This is a genomic window from Caballeronia sp. LZ029 (genome assembly GCF_031451275.1).
Lineage (GTDB): Bacteria > Pseudomonadota > Gammaproteobacteria > Burkholderiales > Burkholderiaceae > Caballeronia > Caballeronia jiangsuensis.
Genome location: NZ_JARUXO010000001.1, coordinates 3150581 through 3172376, shown reverse-complemented (window position 1 = coordinate 3172376; position 21796 = coordinate 3150581). Strand labels below are relative to the sequence as shown.

General features: G+C 57.6%; 16 protein-coding genes, 1 tRNA gene and 1 pseudogene. 10 read left to right on the top strand and 8 right to left on the bottom strand.

Features of this window, described 5'->3' with window-relative positions; all coding sequences use genetic code 11:
• Positions 1-99: 99 nt before the first annotated feature.
• A pseudogene (locus QCE73_RS14935) lies at positions 100-987 on the bottom strand (recombinase family protein); the annotation flags it as partial.
• Between the two features lie 810 nt (positions 988-1797).
• Here QCE73_RS14935 and QCE73_RS39420 point away from each other — a divergent pair.
• The 8 genes from QCE73_RS39420 to QCE73_RS14900 all read left to right on the top strand — a co-directional run bounded on the left by QCE73_RS39420 (position 1798) and on the right by QCE73_RS14900 (position 14175).
• Positions 1798-2409 carry a protein phosphatase 2C domain-containing protein gene (locus QCE73_RS39420; RefSeq protein WP_404989770.1) on the top strand — a complete coding sequence of 204 codons (612 nt, stop codon included), beginning with the start codon at positions 1798-1800 and terminating at the stop codon, positions 2407-2409.
• A complete protein-coding gene (locus QCE73_RS14930) occupies positions 2352-2537 on the top strand; it encodes a hypothetical protein (RefSeq protein WP_309881867.1) in 186 nt (61 codons plus the stop codon). The genes QCE73_RS39420 and QCE73_RS14930 overlap by 58 nt, the downstream gene beginning before the upstream one ends.
• Before the next feature lie 1380 nt (positions 2538-3917).
• Positions 3918-6521 (top strand): sigma-70 family RNA polymerase sigma factor, encoded by a 2604-nt coding sequence (locus QCE73_RS14925; RefSeq protein WP_309881866.1) that lies wholly within the window; start codon positions 3918-3920, stop codon positions 6519-6521.
• Positions 6522-6559: 38 nt separating this feature from the next.
• Positions 6560-8014: an ATP-binding protein gene (locus tag QCE73_RS14920; protein ID WP_309881865.1), complete on the top strand. Its 1455-nt coding sequence runs from the start codon at positions 6560-6562 to the stop codon at positions 8012-8014.
• 29 nt (positions 8015-8043) lie between these two features.
• Positions 8044-10944, top strand: a complete 2901-nt coding sequence (locus QCE73_RS14915; RefSeq protein ID WP_309881864.1) for a Z1 domain-containing protein — start codon at positions 8044-8046, stop codon at positions 10942-10944.
• Positions 10928-11932, top strand: a complete 1005-nt coding sequence (locus tag QCE73_RS14910; protein WP_309881863.1) for a PD-(D/E)XK motif protein — start codon at positions 10928-10930, stop codon at positions 11930-11932. Before QCE73_RS14915 ends, QCE73_RS14910 begins: the two co-directional genes overlap by 17 nt.
• 2 nt (positions 11933-11934) lie before the next feature.
• Positions 11935-13707: an AIPR family protein gene (locus tag QCE73_RS14905; protein WP_309881861.1), complete on the top strand. Its 1773-nt coding sequence runs from the start codon at positions 11935-11937 to the stop codon at positions 13705-13707.
• A 9-nt stretch (positions 13708-13716) separates the two neighbouring features.
• Positions 13717-14175, top strand: coding sequence for a DNA mismatch endonuclease Vsr (locus QCE73_RS14900; protein ID WP_309881860.1), 459 nt, complete (start codon positions 13717-13719; stop codon positions 14173-14175).
• On the opposite strand, the gene QCE73_RS14895 is transcribed toward QCE73_RS14900, so the two are convergent.
• Positions 14141-15685 carry a DNA (cytosine-5-)-methyltransferase gene (locus QCE73_RS14895; RefSeq protein WP_309881859.1) on the bottom strand — a complete coding sequence of 515 codons (1545 nt, stop codon included), beginning with the start codon at positions 15683-15685 and terminating at the stop codon, positions 14141-14143. The two genes, QCE73_RS14900 and QCE73_RS14895, sit on opposite strands and share 35 nt — an antisense overlap.
• A gap of 494 nt (positions 15686-16179) precedes the next feature.
• On the opposite strand from QCE73_RS14895, the gene QCE73_RS14890 reads away from it, so the two are divergent.
• The gene (locus QCE73_RS14890) at positions 16180-16662 is read left to right on the top strand and encodes a DUF4262 domain-containing protein (RefSeq protein ID WP_309881858.1); all 483 of its coding nucleotides are present in this window, start codon (positions 16180-16182) and stop codon (positions 16660-16662) included.
• Positions 16663-16741: 79 nt separating this feature from the next.
• Here QCE73_RS14890 and QCE73_RS14885 read toward each other — a convergent pair whose 3' ends face one another.
• The 6 genes from QCE73_RS14885 to QCE73_RS14860 all read right to left on the bottom strand — a co-directional run bounded on the left by QCE73_RS14885 (position 16742) and on the right by QCE73_RS14860 (position 20772).
• Positions 16742-18316 (bottom strand): site-specific integrase, encoded by a 1575-nt coding sequence (locus QCE73_RS14885; protein WP_309881856.1) that lies wholly within the window; start codon positions 18314-18316, stop codon positions 16742-16744.
• Between the two features lie 98 nt (positions 18317-18414).
• Positions 18415-18490 (bottom strand) — tRNA-Ala (locus tag QCE73_RS14880).
• A gap of 66 nt (positions 18491-18556) precedes the next feature.
• Positions 18557-18901, bottom strand: coding sequence for a c-type cytochrome (locus QCE73_RS14875; protein WP_035499518.1), 345 nt, complete (start codon positions 18899-18901; stop codon positions 18557-18559).
• Entirely contained in the window at positions 18898-19650 is a 753-nt protein-coding gene (locus QCE73_RS14870; RefSeq protein WP_309882021.1) for a BON domain-containing protein, read from the bottom strand. Before QCE73_RS14870 ends, QCE73_RS14875 begins: the two co-directional genes overlap by 4 nt.
• Before the next feature lie 77 nt (positions 19651-19727).
• The gene (locus QCE73_RS14865) at positions 19728-20315 is read right to left on the bottom strand and encodes a phosphoheptose isomerase (RefSeq protein WP_035499569.1); all 588 of its coding nucleotides are present in this window, start codon (positions 20313-20315) and stop codon (positions 19728-19730) included.
• A 103-nt stretch (positions 20316-20418) separates the two neighbouring features.
• Complete coding sequence (locus tag QCE73_RS14860; RefSeq protein ID WP_309881854.1) at positions 20419-20772, bottom strand: YraN family protein; 354 nt, start codon at positions 20770-20772, stop codon at positions 20419-20421.
• Between the two features lie 80 nt (positions 20773-20852).
• Here QCE73_RS14860 and rsmI point away from each other — a divergent pair, with 80 nt between their 5' ends.
• A complete protein-coding gene (gene rsmI / locus QCE73_RS14855) occupies positions 20853-21743 on the top strand; it encodes a 16S rRNA (cytidine(1402)-2'-O)-methyltransferase (protein ID WP_309881852.1) in 891 nt (296 codons plus the stop codon).
• Positions 21744-21796 lie beyond the last annotated feature (53 nt).

Below are 21796 nucleotides of genomic sequence, written 5' to 3'. Positions count from 1 at the left end.
GATGGAGAAGCGACAACTATGAACTAGCCAGCGACAATTACACCCGTCGACCGGCCAGAATAGTTGTCGCTGACCGGCCGTGCCGCTTGACGCTGTCTAGTCCTTTCTCACCCATTCGGCAGGCGGGTTCTTCACTCGCTCTTGTTTGAGCTTATAGGAAACGCGATTCCAAACGTTGTGCCCTGCATACTTTTCATTAATCAAGATCTGATGCACTGTGCCGCGTGTCCACATAGCCCCTCTGTCCGTGAGCACCCCTGAGGCGTTCAGAGTATGCGCAATCTCGCTCTCGACGCGGCCGTCCTCGACGAATGCGCGGTAGATCTCTCGCACTGTAGCCACCTCTTGCGCTGGACCGGGGCGCAGAATCACTCGATCGGTTTGAATGGACTTGTGCTTGCCGGCAGCGAGTTCCGTCACTTCTCCGGCTTGATCGACAATCGCTCTGCGGAGCCCGTATCCAGCCTGCCCCCCTTGGCGGTAGCCGTTTTTGATCAAGCGCGTTTGCCCCGCGTGGACCTTTACACTGAGCTCGCGGCTGTATTCGCCGGCCATCGAGCGCTTGAGGCTCTTGATGATGCTGCTAACCGGCGAGCCGTCATTTTCAAATTGCTCCGCGCAATAAAGGACGCGAACGCCTCGCTGCTTGCATCGAATCTCGTAGCTCGCGCTTTCGTCCGGATCTTGGAAACGTCCCCAGCGGCTCACGTCATAGACCAAAACGAAATCGTAGTCGGCACGCCCGCATTCCACGTCCTGAAGTAGCGCTTTCAAGCCCTCGCGCCCGTCGAGCCGCAGCCCGCTTTTGCCCTCGTCGGCGTAGATTCTCACGATGTCGAGATTGCGCAGGTCGGCGAACGCGTCAATGACTTCGCGTTGATTCTCGGTGGAGTATTGCTGATGCTCCGTTGACATGCGCACATACGCGGCCGCGCGCGGTCGCCCGGCGGCTTCGTTGTTTGTCTTTCGTTCGCGCGAGGGCCAAATCACGCTACTCCTCCTTCGCTCGGAATCCGCCAGCGCTGCAATAAGGTCACGCGCATAGCCATCCGTTGATCCATCCGTCCGGAAACTATACGTTTGGAGGCGAGAAAGATGTTGCCGAGAAACCGCAAGAACTTGCGCGACGATCAGCCCGTCGGCGCTGAATACCCCCTCGCTATCGCGATGGCTCTGAAGTCGGATCTCAAAGATTCCGCGAACGCCGTTAAAGTCGCGGCGCGTTGGACCGGGGTTAGTCAGCGCACCGCTCAAAACTGGTTGAATGCGACTCGCGGCCCGAAAGGCGAGCATCTTCTCGCCCTCGCACGGCATTCGAACGCCGTGCACGCCGCTTGTTTGATCATGGCGGGACGAGCCGACGGGGCCGAGCGCGACGTTGACGCTTGCGTTGAACTTCTTCTGAAAGCAATCGACCTGCTTTCTGGCAACAGATGATTTCCTTACCTCCGCGCCCCCTTGCAACGCTCTGGCCGCGCTCGGAGTTGCTTTACCACCAAAGGAGCGCATCACGCATTGGGAAACCGTCCGAATATGGGGCGCGGCGATCGCGCTAAGCTGTCGAAACCCTCTTGGAGGTCTCAGGGCTTTTGGATCGACCAAACACAGGATCGGGAATCGACGATTGAGGCAGTGGCCCCCTGGCCATGAGCTTTGCCGTTCCACAGCCCCTGTCTGTAATAGTGCCCGTTGCAATTTGTCGCTTCGACGCACGCCTCTCCGTCACGCCCGGGCGAGTCGGTGCGGCTAGTTAATCCGCCCGCCCCGGACGGGTGGGCAGTTGCGGGCTGACAAACGCTGGCGCTGTGCAGCCGAGCCGCGCCTGGGACGTCGCATCTTCGACAAGGAACCCGCAAGCACGACGCCGTCAAAGTCTCCTTAACTGTGCACGACTCTCTTTGCGCTGTCGTTTCTGATGGGACGGGCAGCGCAAGCCATGAGAGGAGAAGACGCTTCGCTGGTTTCTCGCGTCTTATCCAGCCGCTTTCGCGAGTTGTTCGAGAGAAACGACCGCCTGCCGAGCGACGGCCAAGCCATGTCCAGGGTCGACGACTACGCGACCGCTTGGGGCGCGCAGCCTCCAACAGAAACATCGAGGGCAGGCAATTTGCCGCGACGTTCGTTGTTTTGGCGATCCGCGGCGACAAGGCGTTGTGCCGGCAGATTGGCGACGGCGCTGTTGTCGCCCGAAGAGATAGCGAACGGGAGACCTTGTCGGCCCCAGTGAGCGGCGAGCTCGCGTCGACCACATTCTTCGTGGCGGACAAGCCCCAAGTGCGGCGTGGGCCCGTCGAACGGACGCGGGACACGACGCTTTCACGCTGTTTTCCGACGGCATCGAGTCGCTGGCGTTGGAGCAGTCGACGCTGGCGACCTCGCCTCGCTTCTTTGAGCCGATGCTGCGGCTGATTGACCACGCGAGCGAGCAAGGCCGCCTCGCCGCCCTGTCGGGCGCACTGGGCCGCTACCTCGACGGCAGAGCGATCTGCGATCGGAGCGACCACGACAAGACCCTCGTCCTACTTTCAAGCCGATGAGCCGGCAATCTGCCTTGATCTCGGGAAAGAGATCTCGGCTCGGCGACCTCTTGGGCCGCCCGCGGCGGAGAGGGCGACGTCTATTTCACAGAAGGCCGCCGGGGCGAGGCCGTCGAGCTCTACAAGAGCGATCTGCGCCCGGCGCGAAGACAAAGTCGTCGCGATGGTTGGAAACCGGCTGTCTAGACGAACCAACCTCGTCGCCTTCCCGCTAGGAATCACCGCCAACGTGTCGAGGCGCTTCGTCGGCTTCGTCATGCGTTTGATGGCCGAGCCACGGCCGATTCACGAGCCGTGGTCCAAACTCCTGCAAGATCCAATTCCCGAGCGCGGACTATTGATTTCCGGCGTGAGACGCGGCCAATGTCGCGCAGTTTCCGCGGTCCATGACATGGAATGCATGATCGGCGATTTCAATCTTGCCGCGTGCTAGTCAGCCCGACCGCCACCGTGGCGGAGATCGACGCTGACGGCTCCCGATCCCGAACGCAAGGCCGGTTGTATCGTTGCATCGTCGGCACCGAAGACTTGCCGCACGAGCTCCAAGGGGCGCGCCTCGGAGAGGTCGAGCGGCCCCAGATGCACGATCATTTCGGGCTCGCGGTCGCGATCTTCCAACTGCTCGCGATGTTCCGACGTCCCTACCGGGCGATTCTAGGACGCAGAACCGAGCCTCGGCGAGTCGATCGCCCAAAATCGCTTCGCCTTGCGCGGCGAGCGCAGACACGGCCTATGCCGCCTCTGAAATCAACCCGGCTTCAAGACTTCCCGCCGCCCATGGTCTCCGCGCTCGAGGCGGCTTTTTGGCGTCGACCCCGACAAGAGCCCAACCGTCGCGCAGTGGGTCAATCTGCTCAACGGGCTCAAAGCCGATTTGCGGCAATGCGGAGGTTCAGCGTGAAACCTGATCGGACATAAGATTCCCTAGCGTAGAGACGCTGCGCCGATGAGTCTGAGGACGCTGCGGATCTGTCGGAAGCGAATACGACAGAGAAAGCCACAGTTTCTTCTGTCTTTGTGCTTTTGGCAGAGCACCATCGCTTCTTTTGAATCTATACGGTCATGGATGGACGGTTACCGCCTTTACGACGTTTCGCAATCCAAGAATGTAGTCGGGACGACAGTAGCCACAAGAAATCCGCTCAAACGCGAGGTGCACAAGCGCCCTGTAAGAATTCAGCAACATCTTGTCGGGAAACCCATAAACAAGTGCGATTTCTGGTCGTTAACAGTTGCAGGTAAATTATCATCTGATTGAATTCGTCATACGATTTATTACAAAGTGAAAGGTTTTGCCCCCGAGTAAATAGTCCGCAGCCAAGGGTCAAATATTGACCTGTCTACGACAGGCACTCGAGGTCCAGAGCAACGGGGAAGATAGTGAACGCCGGCGAACACGAAGAACACAAGCTAAGCAGGCTTTTCAGGATCGCGGTGACAAAGGGAGTCGAAGACGCTGTCAAATTACACATCGATCGCGGCGACCCGCTTGACGCAAGGGACGAGCATGGGCTGACCCCGCTCATGTTGGCAGCCAGCTTGGGCCGCGCGTCTCTTTGCCAACTTCTTTTGTCATCCGGCGCCAAGTTGGCTTTGCTTGATTCTTTTGGGAGGGACGCCTTGGCGCTCGCTGAAGCGAATGGGGCCGGCGCTGACACCATCGCCGTTCTTTCCGAAGCAAAGGCGCGCGCGCAGGAAGCCATCGAAAAGGCCGCTGTCGCGCAAGAAGACGCGCCTGGAGCAGAGCAGACGCAGGAGATCTTGGAGGACGAATTCGACCACCTGGTGTGGGTGCCTGAAGACGACGTTCCCCCACCCCCTGTCACCGACGCTTCGATTGTTGAGGCCGCAGCAGATCTTCAAGACCGCATCGGGTTGCACCAAGCTATCGACAGCTCGGAAGATTGGGCAGATTTTGATGTCGATCTGCCTGAGCAAGCGCCTGCGTTTTCGGCGCTTGAAGAGCATGAGCTTGCGGGCCCACTTCGTCGACTTTTCTGGGCGGCGCAGCAAGACGCGAGCATTCCGAACACAGCCATAATCGATCTCTTCGAAGACAAAAGGTTTGGCGTCGACGAAGCTGATCTCGAGCAAAGCATACGAACCACGCTCGAAGCAATGGGGGCTGACGTCGACGATAGGTTGTCCTCCGACCTGTTCGAAGATTCGGTCTTCGATGAGCGCTTCAACGAATCCGACGTTGAGGAAGCTCTCCTCTATCTGAAGGAAATCTCAAGCCCGAGAAATCTTGCGATCAGGCCTTACTTGAAGGAGATGTCCAGTCCTCGGCTTGGTAGCCAACGACTGCTTACCGCCGCCGAAGAAATTGACATCGGAAAGGAGCTTGAAGCATCGATGGACGATGCATTGGATGCGCTTGCGGCTTGGCCACAAGGACTGAAAATTCTGCTCGAAGCAGCAACCGAAACCAAACGTGATGGCCGCGACGCGTTTCAAGAGGACGAGGGCAACGCCGACGCTGACAACATGTGCGCCCCGACGTCATCGTCGGACGCTCAATCAACCACAACTCCGACACCGGATTCCCCAAAAAGCAGCGCAAGCGATGCAGAGGATTCGCTTCGCAGTGAAGCACTGGATCAAAGTTCGAGCCGGTTTTCCGATTCGCTGCCGTCGATCGCCACCTTTATTTCGGACGCGGCAAAGGTGCGAAGCCTCCTCGCCGGGGTTCGCATTCCCCCAAGCATTCTTGAAACACTGCGACATGAGGCACGAGCCTCTGACGTCTCTTCCGCACGCTCCGAGTTTCGCGCGAACATTACGCGATACTTTCAGCTGAGGGAAAAGATGGTTGCCTTCAATCTTCGTCTGGTGACCTCAATTGCAAAAAAATACAACGGCCGGGGACTCGATTTCGAAGATCTCATTCAGGAAGGTAACATCGGTCTGATGAAAGCCGTCGAGCGATTTGACTGGCGCCTTGGATTTCGATTCTCGACGTATGCGACGTGGTGGATTCGTCAAAACATCACTCGAGCCATCGCGGACACCGGTCATCTGATTCGAATTCCGGTGCATAGGAAAGAATCCCTTGCAAAAGCCAAGCGGCTCGCCAACGAATTTCTCCAGCAGAACGGACGTGCCATGTCGTTGGACGAACTCGCGCGATTGCTCGGCACCGCAGAATCAACGGCCAGCGAACTTCTAGAGATCGAGAAACCCCTTGTGAGCTTAGAAGAGCTCATGGCTTTTGCTCATGGCCGCGAGTCCTCCCTGTTGATCGACAGCCGCGCCGAAGGACGGTTGGCAGGCGTCGAGTTGACACGACTACACAAAACTCTCGATGGGCTTCTGGACCGCCTGCCAGAGAAGCAGCGCGAAATTCTAAAGCTTCGCTTCGGGTGGGACGGTTCTGGCCCAAAAACGCTAGAAGAGGTTGGGCAGCTCCTTGGCGTGACGAGAGAACGGATTCGTCAAATCGAAGTCAAGGCACTTAAAGCGATTCAGTTCATGGACAATCCGCTTCGCCTCCATGATCTATTCCGGTCGCTTGAGGCATCACTCGAGAGCGATTTTTCAGGTGTGAGCGAGATTGAACGGCCGGAAACGCCCTCGCACTCGATCAACCAGCCCTGCACAGAAGACGAAGTGGAGAGTCGCGTCGTCTCGTCGGCACAGCCGACGTCAGCTGACGCCTCGGGAGGTGAAGACCGCAGTTCCGAAAGCATGGCACAGGGGCGCTCTTCAATTTTGGTCCAATGCTCGCAACCCACGATCGCCTCTTACGACGCGCTGCGGGGGGACCAGCCTTGTGACGAAGAAGCGCGCGTTGATCTCAATCTCGACTACGGAATAAAGCTGGCACGCGCGAACAATTTTTCTATATCCGATGAACGTGTCCTAGGGTTGGGCAAAGTCTGGATTCAAGCCGGAAAAATCGAGGGAGCAGAGCAGAGGAAACTTGCGCGCATGCTTATCTCCCTTGGCTTCGAATACGCACCTGGGAAAGGGTTTTGGCGATGACCGGCAACGTAAGAAAAGCGCCACCAAGAGCGGGAGCAATGCTCGAGTCCCTGCGAGGACTCGGATACTCCACGGCAACGGCGCTCGCAGACATTATTGATAACAGCGTCTCCGCCCTAGCAACAAGCGTTGACGTCGCGTTTAGTTGGGACGGAGAGCTCAGTCGCATCCATGTTCTCGATGACGGTCGTGGGATGACCGACGGAGAGCTGGAAAGCGCGATGCGGCTCGGCGACAAAAACCCCCTCCAAGTTCGCTCCAGTCACGACCTTGGTCGATTTGGAATGGGCCTGAAAACAGCCTCGCTTTCTCAATGCAGAAGACTGACCGTTGCGTCCAAGTGTGCCAGCGACCGACACTGTCTGCGATGGGATCTTGATGCGCTGGAAGCCCGTCGAGATGATGACTGGCTGCTCTTCGAGGGAGCGGCGCCTGGTTCAGACGCGTTTCTCACACCATTAGACGAGCGCCAGTCCGGCACGCTTGTTCTCTGGGAGAGACTCGATCGAATTGTGACAAGTGGATACAGGGCAGAAGACTATCTCGATCTGATCGATCGGGTCGAATGCCATCTATCCATGGTTTTTCATCGATTTCTTGAGGGCTCACGCCCTCGCTTAAACCTGACAATCAATGGTCGAAAAGTTCTACCGTGGGATCCGTTCATGGTCGGACATCCGGCCAAGCCCTGGAACTCCCCGGTCGCCCGCAAACCAACTCCGGATGGCCTCGTCGAAGTTGAGTGCCATGTTCTTCCACATAAAGACCGCCTGACGCAGGCAGAATTTGATGGGGCTGCCGGTCCCGAAGGATGGACGTTTCAGCAGGGTTTCTACGTTTACCGCAATGAACGCTTGCTCGTGGCGGGGAGCTGGCTAGGGTTGGGAAGCGGACGAGGGTGGAACAAGGAGGAGTCGCAAAGGCTTGCTCGAATTCGCCTGGACATCCCGAATCTGGCCGACGCCGCATGGAAAATTGACATTCGCAAGTCAAGTGCTCGACCTCCGGTTGCGCTTCGGCCGTGGCTCACTCGCCTTGCTGAGGACACTCGGGATCGCGCTCGCAAGGTGTTCGCGTTTCGCGCATCACCGGTTGCTCAATCAGGCAAGGAGCCGGTTGAGCTAGCTTGGCGAGTGGAAAAAACAAAGTCAGGTATTCGCTATCGGATAGATCCGAACAATCCGGCAATCCGCGCACTTCTCGATGCCGCCGGGTCCCTGCAGCCTCTCGTGCAGGCGACGCTAAAAATGATCGAAGAGACAGTCCCCGTTCAGCGCATCTGGCTTGACACGGCCGATAACAAAGACACCCCCAGAACTCAGTTTGCCGATGAACCGCCAAGCAACGTTATCTCCGTTCTTCGCGTGATCTACGACGAAATGGTTACGCGTAAGGGCACGTCACCCGAGAATGCAAAGCGGATGCTTGCCAACATGGAACCCTTTCACAACTACCCTGACCTCGTCGCGCAGCTTGGCGCGACCGAGGCTTGACAGGCTTAGTCAAGCCGTAAGGATATCGAGTGCCTCTCTCGAAAGAAAACCTGCAAAGCGTTATTACGATCGCGCAGAATCTGCTGTCGCGTATTTCTGATAAGTCCCAGATCACTGCGGCCATGATCGCGGATAATGTTTCAACAGCGGGAATGCTCTTCGCGCCTGATGGGCTCGACGAGGCTGACGAGCGAGCCGCTATCGACGAACTCGTTCGGCGATTCAGCTCATGGATCGGCCAGGACTCGACACTCGAAAATTCTGAGGGACACGTCGCGTGGCTCGATTCAGCACGAAAGAAGGACTGGCGTTACTGGCAGCGCTATAGAGAGTGGTCGGAACGCAAGATGTCGGCCGATGCGGTCGACGCCCTTGATGCATCAACCGATCGCGTCCTCGGAAACCTCGAGGATCCGCGGCGCGAAGGTGCGTGGGATCGAAGAGGCCTTGTCGTAGGACATGTGCAATCCGGCAAGACAGGCAACTACACAGGGCTGGTTTGCAAAGCTGCCGATGCCGGCTACAAGATCATCATCGTTCTGGCGGGGATGCACAACAATCTTCGGTCTCAGACTCAGATTCGATTGGAGGAAGGATTTCTGGGAAACGAGACTGCAGCTATTCGCGAGATGGGCAAAATCATCGGGGTCGGAGGTATTGATGCCGACTCCAAGATTCGGCCAAATTGCGCCACTCTTCGGTCCGACGCTGGCGATTTCAATTCAAAGGTCGCCAAGCATCTTGCAATTTCACCCGAAGAAAGACCTTGGCTATTCGTGGTGAAGAAGAACAAGACCGTCTTAGAGAGATTGCTCAAATGGATCGTCGGGCGCGTCGCTGATGCCACAGACTCATCCGGTCGAAAATATGTATCGAACCTTCCGCTGCTCCTCATCGACGACGAGGCAGACCATGCGTCCGTCGACACGGGCGAGCAGCTATTTGACGCCGACGGCGCCCCTGACGATGAGCATCAGCCAAAGGCGATAAACAGCCGCATCCGCAAAATCCTTCATTCGTTTGCAAAATCGGCATATGTCGGATACACGGCGACACCGTTCGCAAATATCTTTATCCACCGTCGAGCAGAGACGCTGGAAGAGGGTCCGGACATTTTCCCATCCGCGTTTATCACCAACCTCGCTGCGCCATCCAACTACATCGGTCCGGCACGCCTGTTCGGCCTTCGGACGACAGAAGGTCGCACCGGCGGATTGCCTCTGACCGGACTGATCGATGACCATGCAAGTGATGATGGAACGACCGGATGGATGCCGCTCAAACACAACAAAGCGCATATTCCCCTATATCAGGGTTCAGACAGCGTCCCAGCATCGCTTGTCAAGGCTGTGCACGCCTTCGTGCTCACGTGTGCTGCCCGTGCATGCCGCGGGCAAAGAAACGAACATAGTTCGATGCTCGTTCATGTGACTCGTTTCACAGACGTTCAGAAAGAGGTTCATCGACAGGTTGATGAGTTGGTCACGCGCATGAAGCAGCGCATCTCGCGGCAGGTTGATCATCAGGAGCTGCTTGGTGAAATGCAGCTGCTTTGGGAAACAGATTTCAAGCCGAAGAGCGAAGAAATAAAGGAGCGCGCTCCGGACCTCTTCGGCGCGTTCGACGTGTTGACATGGCAACAGGTCGTCGAAGAAATCCCGAACGCTCTTGCTGATATTCAGGTTCGAATGGTCAACGGAAAGGCAAAAGACGTTGTTGACTACATCGAGAATGAGGGCCTTGGACTAAAGGTGATCGCAATCGGCGGCGACAAGCTTGCTCGGGGGCTGACGCTCGAAGGTCTCTGCACGAGCTATTTCGTCCGGACGACCCGAATGTATGACACTCTCATGCAGATGGGGCGTTGGTTTGGATATCGGCCCGGATATGTTGATCTTTGCCGTCTCTATACCACGTCGGATCTCATCGAATGGTTTGGGCACATTGCAGATGCCTCGGAGGAGTTGCGTGAAGAGTTCGATGTGATGGCAGCAAGCGGAGCAACGCCGAGAGAATATGGCCTAAAGGTCCAGTCTCATCCGGTGTTAATGGTCACATCGCCGCTAAAGATGAGAACCGCAAAAAGCTTGCAGCTCTCTTTTAGTGGGCAACTGTTGGAGACCGTCTCCCTTTACAAGGAGCACGACCGACTCGAGAGCAATCTTGCGGCAACAGAGACTCTTTTGAGTCAAATGGGCTCACCTTGTCCTGAGCGGCCGAGCCAGATCCGCAACGGCAAGGCGCAGATATGGGATGACAGCCACGTCTGGACGAAGGTGCCGGGAGATCTCATTGCGGACTTTTTTGCGGGATATGTGACACATCCCAAAGCACGCAAGGTCAACAGCATGATGCTTTCCGATTTCGTTCGTGCGATGAACGCAGTGGGCGAGCTTGATGCCTGGACGGTAGTTTTGATCGGTGGAGGATCCGGCAACGACCACACCTTTCAGAACGGTCTGAGAGTGGAAAACATGCTCAAGCGATCTATGGACAAACAAATCTCTGACCGATATAGCATCGGTCGCTTGCTCTCGCCACGCGACGAGGCGATCGATTTGAATGAAGTTGCTTGGAGCGCGGCCCTGGCAGCGACCATAGAGGCTTGGAAACCCGATCCGACAAGAGAGACAGACGGCTCTCTTCCGAAGGCGCCTGAATCACCTAGTGGCCCACAGATCCGCCATGTGAGAGGGTTTGGCGTGCCGGGGCAGCTGGCTCCCGCTCGCAATCGAGGACTGCTCCTTATTTACCCGCTCGATCCGGAGAAAGCGGTGGAAGAAGCGGCTGAACAAGCGCACTTATTCAATGGCTGGAAAAAGCCGGTGATCGCGTTCGGAGTCAGCTTCCCAAGTAGCGATTCTGGCCAGAAGGTGGAATACAAGGTCGATCACCTGATCTGGGAACAGGAATATGGCGCGGCAGATTAAAGAGTTTGTGGACGCCTGGAGGGCACTTTCTGCCTTCAGTTCTGCCGACGGATGGCAAACCGTGCCGGTGGCACCTGCCGGATCATGCTTGCTGCGTGCAGGACGACATTTCCCGGGCAATGAAGAAGCTTTGCTGGCGTGCTTTGCTCCGGCTCCAATCCCGACCTCACAAAGCCTGCCCCGAGGGAAAGGGTTTTCGGTCGATAGACTTGGCGGTTCAGACGCGAACGCGGGCTGGCTTGCGCTCTCACGCCAACCGCAAGGCAGCGGTGAGCTGTTTTCGATGATGGTGGTCGACGTTGCTGGGGCATTGGACGCGAATTCCAAGCTAGATGAGCAGGAACTTTTACGGATTTTTCTCGGACGAGTTCGTGCTTGGCAGGACTTCATGAAGGCTGGTTCGAATGTTTTAAGCCCTGAAGCCGAGCTCGGCCTGATTGGCGAACTATGCTTCATCCAGATCCTGATCGAAGCAGGGATCGACCTTGCCTCGGTGATCGAGTCTTGGGTTGGTCCACTGGATGCTCCCCAAGATTTTTCCATCGGCGCAGGTGCGATCGAGGTGAAATCAACGCTAGCGCGTAAAGGCTTCCGCGCAAAAATCGGCTCTCTCGATCAACTTGACGACGGAGTTAGGCATCCGATTTTTTTCGTCGCGGCGCGTTTTTATGAGCATCAATCCGGCAGGGCGCTCCATCAATACATTGATGATGTCAAGCAGGCTATCGCTCAGGATCCGTTTGCAGGCAATTCGTTCGCCAACCGGCTTCTCGCGGCGGGATACCTTGACGCGCATGCGACGCGCTACACAAGGCGCTTCTCCCTATCAGAGATTCGCATTTTGCATGTAGGCAAAGATTTCCCACGTATCACGCACGGCAATGTTCCCGCAGGCGTGATGAATGCATCGTATGAAATAGATGTCGATCAGGCCACATTAGAAAATGTCGCTCCGGTCGATGTTCTTCGAAGACTTGGAGCACTGTAAAAATGGATCTTCAGGAGTTTTTGGCAGAAACGCAGCGCGAAGTGAGAGCTCAGCTCGGCGAAGGCGGCCTATTTGACGAGATGGTGTTCTCGGACATCGTGATGCAACACCTCTCAGACATCGGAATGACTTTTGAGCCGGTCGTCTGTCACTATCAAGGTCGAGTTCGCAACGCGGTGCTCAGGCTAAGCGGTTATTCAATATCCGACGACGCCGAGCAACTCGATTTATTTGTGAGTCTGTATGACGGCGTAGACGAAGTCACCCCCGTCGCGGATAAGGAAACACAGACGGCCGTTGAGCAATGCCTCCGATTTCTTGCGCGCTGCGCGGAAGGAAAAATGGCTGCCGAACTTGACGACTCCTCAGATGTGAAGTCGCTCGCCTACACAATTCAGTCAATCTATAACGAACTCGAGCAAGTTCGCGTTTTTGTCCTTACCGACAAGCTAGCAAGATCGAAGAGCTTCAAGACACTTGAAATCGCGGGCAAGGCAGTTCGGCTTGAAGTTATGGACATCGAGCGCCTCTTTCGGCATTGGTCGGAAGGCAAGCCGCGAGATGAGATAGTGGTGGACTTCAAGGAAGTCTCGGGCGCGCCCATACCCTGCGTCTTTGTTCCCGGAGATAGTGGCGACTACGACTACGCTCTGACCGCTGTGCCTGGAGAGGCACTTCGCTTCATCTACGAGCGGTTTGGGGCACGACTCCTTGAAGCCAACGTGCGCTCGTTCCTCAGTGTCAAGAGACTAGGAGTGAACGCAGGAATTCAGAACACGTTGCGCACGTCACCCTCGCACTTTATTGCCTACAACAACGGGATTGTGGTGGTTGCCGACGAGATGCGTCTGGAACGGAATTCCGACGGAACGCCTGGCATTGCGTGGCTGAAGGGTTTGCAGATCGTCAATGGAGGGCAAACCACGGCTTCCATTTACTTTTCCAAGAAAAAATATCCGGACACTGACTTATCTCATGTGCGAGTCGCCGCGAAAATCATCGTCATGAAAACGGAGGATGCCGCGCGCGAAGAAGCCCTTGTTTCCGACATTTCGCGTTTCGCAAACAGTCAAAATTCGGTCAAGCAATCAGATCTTTCTGCGAACAAACCTTTTCATGTTGAAGTGGAGAAACTGTCGCTTGCCGTATATTGCCCTGACGGAGTCAGCCGCTGGTTCTACGAACGCGCAGCGGGAAGTTATAACACTTTACTAATGCGCGAAGGCGTCACCGCGGCCAAATTAAGGCAGCTTAAAGAAGCTATTCCGCCGGCGCGGAAGATTACAAAAACTGATCTTGCCAAGTTCATCAATGCATGGGGACAGAATCCGGACTTGGTAAGTCTGGGTTCGCAAAAAAACTTTGATCGCTTCATGGCCACACTGACGGTTTCTGACGAAGAAGCTTCGACACCACTACCCGATGTCAACACATACAAAGCCATGGTAGCCAAGGGCATCATTTTCAAGGCAACACAGAAGCTTGTTCGGCCAATGTTTCAAGCATTTCAGGCCAACGTGACTGCCTATGTCATCTCGGTATTTTCTCACCTACTTGGAGAGCGGACCAATCTGGACCGGATCTGGACACGGCAGGCTGTTTCACCAGAAATGTTGGCACAGCTTGCTACGTGGGCGCGCGAAGTAAACGACGAGCTTCATCGTAGCGCGGGCGGAAAAATGGTCTCAGAGTGGGCCAAGCGCCCCGAATGTAAATCGGCCATACTTGGAGCCAGTTATTCACCGGCTGCAGCAACCATTCCCGAATGTGCATAGTGCTAATCGATGGTTGACATAGTCTCACCGGAAACCCGAAGCAGGATGATGGCGGGCATACGAGGAAAGCACACGAAGCCGGAGCTTCTGGTGCGACGCGCCCTATTCGCTGCGGGTTTCCGGTTTCGGCTCCATCGTAAGGATCTTCCAGGAGCACCCGACATCGTCCTCCCGAAATGGAAAGTGGCGATTTTCGTGCACGGGTGCTTCTGGCACCAGCATCCGAACTGCAAGCTTGCGAAGGTTCCTGCCTCGCGTCCAGAGTTCTGGATGAAGAAGCTTGCCGGAAATATCGAGCGGGACCGGCGAGCCAGCGCAGAACTCAACGCAAGTGGCTGGCGTGTTCTGACAATCTGGGAGTGTGCGACGCGCGATCGAGCGCTGGTAGCGGACCTGCCGAGCGTCTTAACCTCTTGGATACAGGGATCTCAACCTATCGGCGAGATCGCTCTAGCTCTGCCAGGCTAATGAAGTCTGACACAATCTTCGCGATCTTACGGGCCAACAATGGGGGCACCGCGTTCCCCACTTGATGATACTGTTGGGTCCTATTACCTTCAAAAAAATAGTTGTCGGGAAACGTTTGAATACGAGCTGCCTCGCGCACGGTCAGACTCCGACATTGAGCCGGGTCATGGTGAATGTAGTAGTGTCCGTCCTTCGCAATATGTGAAACGATTGTAGACGCAGGGCTTTTGGCCAATTGCACGCGGAATCGGTCGGCGAAGGGCGCCCCGACATCACGCGCATTAACGTGGGCGGGCAGCAATATGTCAGGAAAGTCAGCCAATTTTGGAGACGCCTTGGTCTCCTGTGCGAAGCATGAGGCAAACATATAACGCTGAAGATCAGATGCCATATGTCCTCGGCTCTCATGTTGAACCCAACCTTTTAGCCTCTTGTCTTGATACCACGTCCTATGACGAGACATCAAAGACAATGTTCCTTTCTCTCTGGGGAAAAACGAGCGTCCAACGGAACTGTTACGACTTGCCGCTTTGCCTGCTTCAGACGCTGCTCGTCGAACTGCCGAACTATAAGGATGGTGCCAATCATCGAGCAGACTCTTCGTCCCTCTGATTGCGTTGAGCCAGTCTTCGTCGGAATCTCTACTCGAGAGGCGGCTCCGCAGGTGCGGCAGATCGTTTATTGTCTGCTCAACGGTCACCGGCTCGCGCGAAAGTTCGAGAAGTTTGTGAGGAATGTGAGAGTAATCAGAACGAACTCCCAGCAAGATCACCCGATGGCGTTTTTGAGGAATTCCATAACGCTCCGCTTCAATCACGAAATCTTGAGGCCGGAGGTGTTCTGCTGTGCCCTTCACAACAAGCGAACGAATCTCGTATCTCACTCCATCGATTGGCGCAGTGAAGTCTTCGATGATACGCTCAAAAATCGGTGCTCCGCCGTGCGTCGAAGACAGCATGCCCTTTACATTCTCCATGACGAAGATCGACGGCTTGAAACGTCGAATTATCCGGAGATACTCAGTGTAAAGAAAATGTCGTTTGTCTCTCTCAAACTTTTCCGGATCAGCGCCCCTCATCCGTGATCGTCCCGCGAGCGAATATGCTTGGCATGGCGGACCGCCAATCAACACCCAATCAGAAGCATCTGAAATAGCCTTAGAGATCCAGTCGTCGACCTCTGCGTGCGGCGTAACGCCGAGTTCGGCATTCTGGGCCTCACGCATTGAATGGATGGAATCCTCAGTGACTCGCGGATGCGTCAGCAGTTGTTGCCTCGAAATCTTGCCTCTTAAGTAGTCGTAGTAGCAGTCCGGGGCCGCGTCTTTCCCGAACGATCGGAAAAGCGCTCGCAGCGAAAGAGTGCCGTGAGCGATGGGATCCTTTTCGATTGAAACACGCAACGCGAAACGACGATCTGATTGCGCTCCTTCCACGGAGGCAAACCCTTCGCCTAAGCCACCGGGGCCAGCAAATAGGTCAATGATTGGGATCGGTTTGTGTTTGGACATTTCAATACAAGCAGTGGGCCGCCGTCTTCGAAACTACGGTATTTTCCGGCAAACCCTTTAGTCTATCGTCCGATTGATCGCCCGACAAGCGAGCTTCGCGAAGCTGTTGACGGGCTTGGCAACCACCATCGTCCCGACTGTGGTCCTAGCTCGCCTATCGGCCGTGGTATTGCGCACAAGAACGACCTCGCTCAACGCCCCTTCACGCGCGTCTCTCATAGCACTCGATCTCGAAGCAGCGGGCCGGCGCTTCGTCGGCACCAGCTCCGACGGGGTTACAATTGCTATTTCTCAAGGGCAACACGGCAAAATCTCGCCGCTGGCTCAACGATGAGTCACTGAGCAGTGGCGGTCCGGAACTGCGACCACGCCGACGTTCGGCTCTATAGCACCTGGTCTGCATCGAAGCCGCTCGCCACTTGCTTCGTAGAGTCCCTGCGAAGGAGTCTAGGGCTACCCGGGATACAGTCATCGCAACGCGCGGAGAAAACCCATTGAGCAAATCGAAGAACCCGTTGAAAAGTGTGTTGGACCAGACCGAGCGCACAGTCGCTATACATGGTCATGCTGTCATTGGTATCGCAGCGGATGCAAAAGCGAAACCGCCAACTCCGGGGTTCGCATATACAGTTGGCCTTGAGACGACCTACGGGCAGCCGGAACTAATAATCTTTGGTCTGCCCTATGACGTTGCGCATGGTGTGCTGAATGATATTGCGGCGAGGATCAAAAATGATGGCTTCGCGCCCAAGGATGGCGACAGCGATGATCAAACCTTGCGCGGAAACCGAGTGTTTTTCCGTGCTGTGCCGGCTTCGGTGATCGGAAAACACCTCCGGATTGCGCACGTTCTTAGGGAGGATGTCAGTGCGCTTCAGATTATCTGGCCAGATCCCTTTGGAAAGTTTCCTTGGGAAGACGGCGCAGACCTCCGATACGCCTACGCGCAGCCCCTACTTTACGAAACAAAGCACTGAAGCCCCAGATCACTAGCCAATAGAGGCCTACAGCTCTCGACGAGACGCGGTCGGGGAAAGCGTGGTCAATTACGGCAGGTCACGTCACGGCTTCGGCGTCAATCCTCGCTTGACGCTGCGCGCCCTTGACGCGTTCGCGGCGATGGCGCGCCGTGCCTATGTAGGACGCATGCGTCAGACCATAGTCCAGCTTCGTGATGTCTTCACGAAGGCTCGACAGCGGAAACATCTCATTGATGTCCGCCGGCCGGTAATGCTTATTGTTGACGTCGCGCGACGCGTGACCGACCAGTCGCTCCCTTCGCTCCTGCGTCACACCGGCGTGCCGGAGCTTGCTGTTGGCGGTGTCGCGTAGCGAGTGGAAAACCTTCGTGCCGCGCCCCGTCCATTTGTTGGTGGTCGCATCGAACGTTTCGGACTTCGAGGTCACTCCCAGCCGACGGCGGTAGCCCGTGAAGAACTCCGACGGGTCGGCGCCGAAGCTATCCTTCGCTTTATTCGTGCGTGTCAGGTCGGGAAATAGCCGGTCGTAGCCCTCCGCCTTGACCTCGGCATGGTAACGAAGCAGCCCGACTCCTATCAGCACCGGGTGGATCGGCACTGCGCGCGTGGCGCTTTCGGACTTTAGATGCTTTCTCAGGTCGTCATCGTTGATATCGATGAGCCAAACGCCATCCTGCTCCCGGATGTCGCTCAGGTGTAATTGCGCGATCTCGGTGATCCGCGCGCCGGTGTAGAGGCCGATCAGCGGAATCCAGAACTGCGACGCCTTGACGAAGGTTCCGTGCTGGTAGTCCTCGGATTCAAAAAGACGCGTGAGATCGTCGTCGGAGAACGGTTCATAGCCTCCGGTCGACTTCTTCGCCGGCATCTTGAGAATGCCTGCCAGATCGTCCCGAACGTATTGCTCGATTCGCGCCCATCGCAGGATCGAGCCGATATGCTCGAAATACTTCGCCTTCTTCGCCTGGCTGAAATCGGCCCGTCCGAGTGTCGTCTGCTTGAAAGTCCGGATGACTCCGGCATCAAGCGACACGTCGGCGACGTCCCCGACACACGCGATGAACTCCCTGACGATGGGACCGTAACGATAGAGTCGGTCAGACTCAGGGTCACGCCATTCCCCGGCGCCCTCCTTGAAGCGGCAGAACGCCTCGAACAACTGCGAAAAGGGCACGCCTGTGGCGCCTGTCTTCATGGGAGGCATGTTGACAGGTGCCGGTGAGTCGCCCGCCTTAACCACCTCGCCGCCGGCGGCGGCCTGGGCCTTCTGCACCGCTTCCAGCATGCGGCCGTGCTCGGCTGTCATCCGGAACTGCTCGGATTTCATTGCGGAGATCCGGGATTCCAGATCCTCCCGCTGCTCCATGTGGCGCGCAGTAATCTTTCGCTGATCGAGCAACGCCCGCAGCGCCTTGTATGCTTCCCCGTTCATGTCTTGCTTACCGCCTTCTCTGAGATCCGAAAATAGACGCTGCAGCGTGATCCTGAGGGTCTGCGCCCTGTCGGCAGCGAGCCGAACACTGGCACTCCCCAGACTGCGATAGATCTCGGCCTGCCCCACAATAGGACGCAGGTCTGGTGGCACGGTCAGCCGGAAATAGAGCATGCCGTGGCGGTTGCGGTGCAGATAGGCGGGGAGTCTGAAGGACATGGGCCGGCTCGGTTTGGGACACCTGTTCGGGACACCCAAGCCAAGACCGGCGACATCTGGGCAAGATTGCCTTGCCCATCAATGATGATTGAATCTGTTGGTGGAGAGGAGGAGGATCGAACTCCCGACCTTCGCATTGCGAACGCGACGCTCTCCCAGCTGAGCTACCCCCCCAACGAACCAAAATTGTATCACAGCGAAATCGCCCGCAGGCAAGCCCTCGGACGATTCAGCGCAGCACTACTTCAACGGCGCCCCCGCCAAAATCCATGCGACAACGACCTTGATATCCGCATCGTTCATCTTGGGATGGGAAGGCATCGGAATGGAACCCCACACGCCCGCGCCACCGCTCTTCACCTTCTTTTCAAGCTTCGCGCTCGCTTGCACATCGCCCTTGTACTTCTCGGCGACCTGCTGAAACGAAGGTCCCACGAGCTTGCGATCGATCGCGTGACAGCCCATGCACGCATTGCTTCGCGCGATCGTCATCGCATTCGCGGATGACACGGGCTGCTCTGCCGCGACCACACCGAAAGACGCAGCGATCAACACCGCGCCGCAAATCAAACGCGCCATGCTCATTTCGCCGCTGGAACTGGACTAGGATTGCCCGGATGCACATCCGAGTTCTTCACGGGCGCGGGCGACTGCGAATCGAGCGGACGCGACGTCACGCCCGAATCGGGCACCGTGCCGACCGTCGCGTCAGCAGGCGCGGGCGGGTTCGACGCGGAGACCGCGCTCGCATCGGATGCGGCCGCCGCTTCCAGCGCCTGCGCCTCTTCAGGCTTGATGTACTGGAACACCTTCACGACTTGCTCCACGCCCGGCACACGCGCGGCGACATCCGCGCCATGCGCGCCTTCGTCCGTCGTGACGAGTCCCATCAGATAGACGACGCTGCGCTCGCACACCACCTTGTAGTAGTTCGCGCGCAAGTCCTTCTCGCCGACCATCGCGGTCTTCACGCGAGTCTCGAGATAGGAGTCGTTCGCGCGCGAGGAGATCGAACTCGCGCCCTGAATCGACAGTTCGTTGACGATGCTGCCCACGTTATTGATGTCGCGCACGACGGCCTCGGCCTTCTGCTTCGAGGCCTCGTCAGGCACCTCGCCAGTCAGCAGCACGCGCCGGTTGAACACGGTCACGTTGACATGCGCCGTATCGGGCAGGTTCTCGTTGATCCGCGAAAGCGCCTTCACCTGAATCTCGCGGTCTTCGGTCTGCGCACCGAGCGTGCGGCGATCCGTGGCGATCAACGTGCCGCCGGCCGCCGCGCCGACGACCGCGAGGGCGCAGCCCTGCAACGTCAATGCGACTCCGGACAACATGCTCACCACGAGCGTGGCCTGGGCCAGCGTCGCCTTGACGCGTGTCTTGTTCGTCAACTCCGTTCCCCTTTTCAGTTTCAGTCGTCTCCGAGCAGCATCGAATCGATGCCGTCGCACAGACAGTGAATGGTCAGCAGATGGACTTCCTGGATGCGCGCCGTTCGATCGGACGGCACACAGATGTGGATGTCGGTTTCGGCGAGTACGTCGGTCATCGCGCCGCCGCCCTTGCCCGACAGCGCGATCACGATCATCTCGCGCTCGTGCGCTTCCTGAATCGCCGCGAGCACGTTGACCGAATTCCCCGACGTGCTGAGCGCGAGCAGCACATCGCCCGACTGACCGAGCGCGCGGACCTGGTTCGAAAAGATCTGTTCGAACGCATAATCGTTGCCGATGGCCGTGAGAATCGATGTATCCGTCGTCAACGCGATGGCCGGCAAACCCGGACGCTCGCGCTCGAAACGGCCGATCAGTTGCGCGGCGAAGCGCTGCGCATCGGCAGCGGAACCGCCATTGCCGCAGACCAGAATCTTGTTGCCGTTGGCGAGTGCGCCGAACAGCGTGTCGATGGCGGCCGCGATCGGAACCGCCAGCGCATCGAGTGCTTCGAGTTTGAGTGCCGCGCTGTCGCGGAATTGCTGTTGAATACGTTCGACTGACATCGACTCTCGATCATCGGCCGCGGCGCGCGGCAATATGTGGCTTGAACGCTCAAAGCGTCGGTAGTTGCGCAGTTTACCGCATGCATCATGCAGCGAAGCTCGCTCATGCTTCGTCGGCGCGAAACGCATCGGGCAGCCAGTGCACGCGGCCCGCATCGAACGCGACGACATCGAAGCGGCACGCCGGCAACGCACCGCGCCAGCTCGCGAGAAAATGCTGCGCGGCATGCACGAGGCGCGCACGCTTTCTCGCGTCCACGCTCGCAACGGCGTTCGCGTAACGCCTGCTCTTCCTCGCCCGAACTTCGACGAACACGAGCGCGCCGCGTTCATCGAGCATGACGAGATCGATCTCGCCGCCCCGGCATGTCACGTTGCGCGCGACGAGGCGCATGCGCTGCCGCTGCAGAAACTCGAGCGCATGCGACTCGAAAACATCGCCGAGCGCTTTGGACAAGGCTCCTCCATAAAAGTTGTCGACGAGCCATGCGGATCGCCCGTGGCAAAATGACGTCCTTTCCTTCGACGCCCGCGCCCATGCTTCAGATCTCCGAACTCGCCGCCGGGCAGCACTATCCGACGAGCGCGCTCTACATCGTCGCAACGCCGATCGGCAACGCGGCCGACATCACCGTGCGCGCGCTGCACGTGTTGCAACTCGCGGATCGCATCGCCGCCGAGGACACGCGCAACACCGCGCAACTGCTCTCGCGCTACGGCATCTCGAAGCCATCGATCGCCGTGCACGAGCACAACGAGCGCAGCGCCGCCGAACGGGTGATCGAGCATCTCAGGAACGGCGAGCGCATCGCGTGCGTATCCGACGCCGGCACGCCCGGCATTTCCGATCCCGGCGCGCGTCTCGTCGATGCCGTGCGCGAGGCCGGACTGCCCGTCATTCCGCTGCCAGGCGCGAGCGCGCTGACGACGGCGCTCTCGGCAGCGGGCGCGTGGGTGCGCGGCTTCTCGTTCATCGGCTTCCTGCCGACGAAGTCGAAGCAGCGCGCCACGCAACTGCGCACGCTCGTCAACCATCCGATGGCGCTGGTGTTCTACGAAGCGCCGCATCGCATCGTGGAAACGACGCGCGCGCTCGGCGAGGCGTTCGGCGGCGAACGGCAGTTGTTGATCGCTCGTGAGCTGACGAAGTTACATGAGAGCCTGCATCGATGCACCCTGGCCGAAGGGCCAGCGTGGCTCGAAGCGGACGCGAATCGTCAGCGCGGGGAATTCGTTCTGGTGGTGGAAGGCGCGCCCGAAACGCAGGATGCCGACGACGCGCACGATGCGCTGCTCGCGACGCTGCTGGAAGAGTTGTCGGTGAAGAGTGCGGCGCGCATCGCCGCGACGTTGACGGGGGCATCGCGCAACGCGTTGTACGAACGCGCGCTCAAGCTCTCGAAGCGCGACGAAAACGAAGCGGAATAGAAAACGGGCCGTCGCGAGACGGCCCGTTCGGGTACTGCAAAGTGCGATGTCGG

Coding starts and splice junctions, on each gene's coding strand:
- QCE73_RS14920 (WP_309881865.1), top strand. CDS start 6,560: ATGCTCGAGTCCCTGCGAGGACTCGGATACTCCACGGCAACGGCGCTC.
- QCE73_RS14910 (WP_309881863.1), top strand. CDS start 10,928: ATGGCGCGGCAGATTAAAGAGTTTGTGGACGCCTGGAGGGCACTTTCT.
- QCE73_RS14905 (WP_309881861.1), top strand. CDS start 11,935: ATGGATCTTCAGGAGTTTTTGGCAGAAACGCAGCGCGAAGTGAGAGCT.
- QCE73_RS14900 (WP_309881860.1), top strand. CDS start 13,717: ATGGTTGACATAGTCTCACCGGAAACCCGAAGCAGGATGATGGCGGGC.
- QCE73_RS14895 (WP_309881859.1), bottom strand. CDS start 15,685: ATGTCCAAACACAAACCGATCCCAATCATTGACCTATTTGCTGGCCCC.
- QCE73_RS14885 (WP_309881856.1), bottom strand. CDS start 18,316: ATGTCCTTCAGACTCCCCGCCTATCTGCACCGCAACCGCCACGGCATG.
- QCE73_RS14875 (WP_035499518.1), bottom strand. CDS start 18,901: ATGAGCATGGCGCGTTTGATTTGCGGCGCGGTGTTGATCGCTGCGTCT.
- QCE73_RS14870 (WP_309882021.1), bottom strand. CDS start 19,650: ATGTTGTCCGGAGTCGCATTGACGTTGCAGGGCTGCGCCCTCGCGGTC.
- QCE73_RS14865 (WP_035499569.1), bottom strand. CDS start 20,315: ATGTCAGTCGAACGTATTCAACAGCAATTCCGCGACAGCGCGGCACTC.
- rsmI (WP_309881852.1), top strand. CDS start 20,853: ATGCTTCAGATCTCCGAACTCGCCGCCGGGCAGCACTATCCGACGAGC.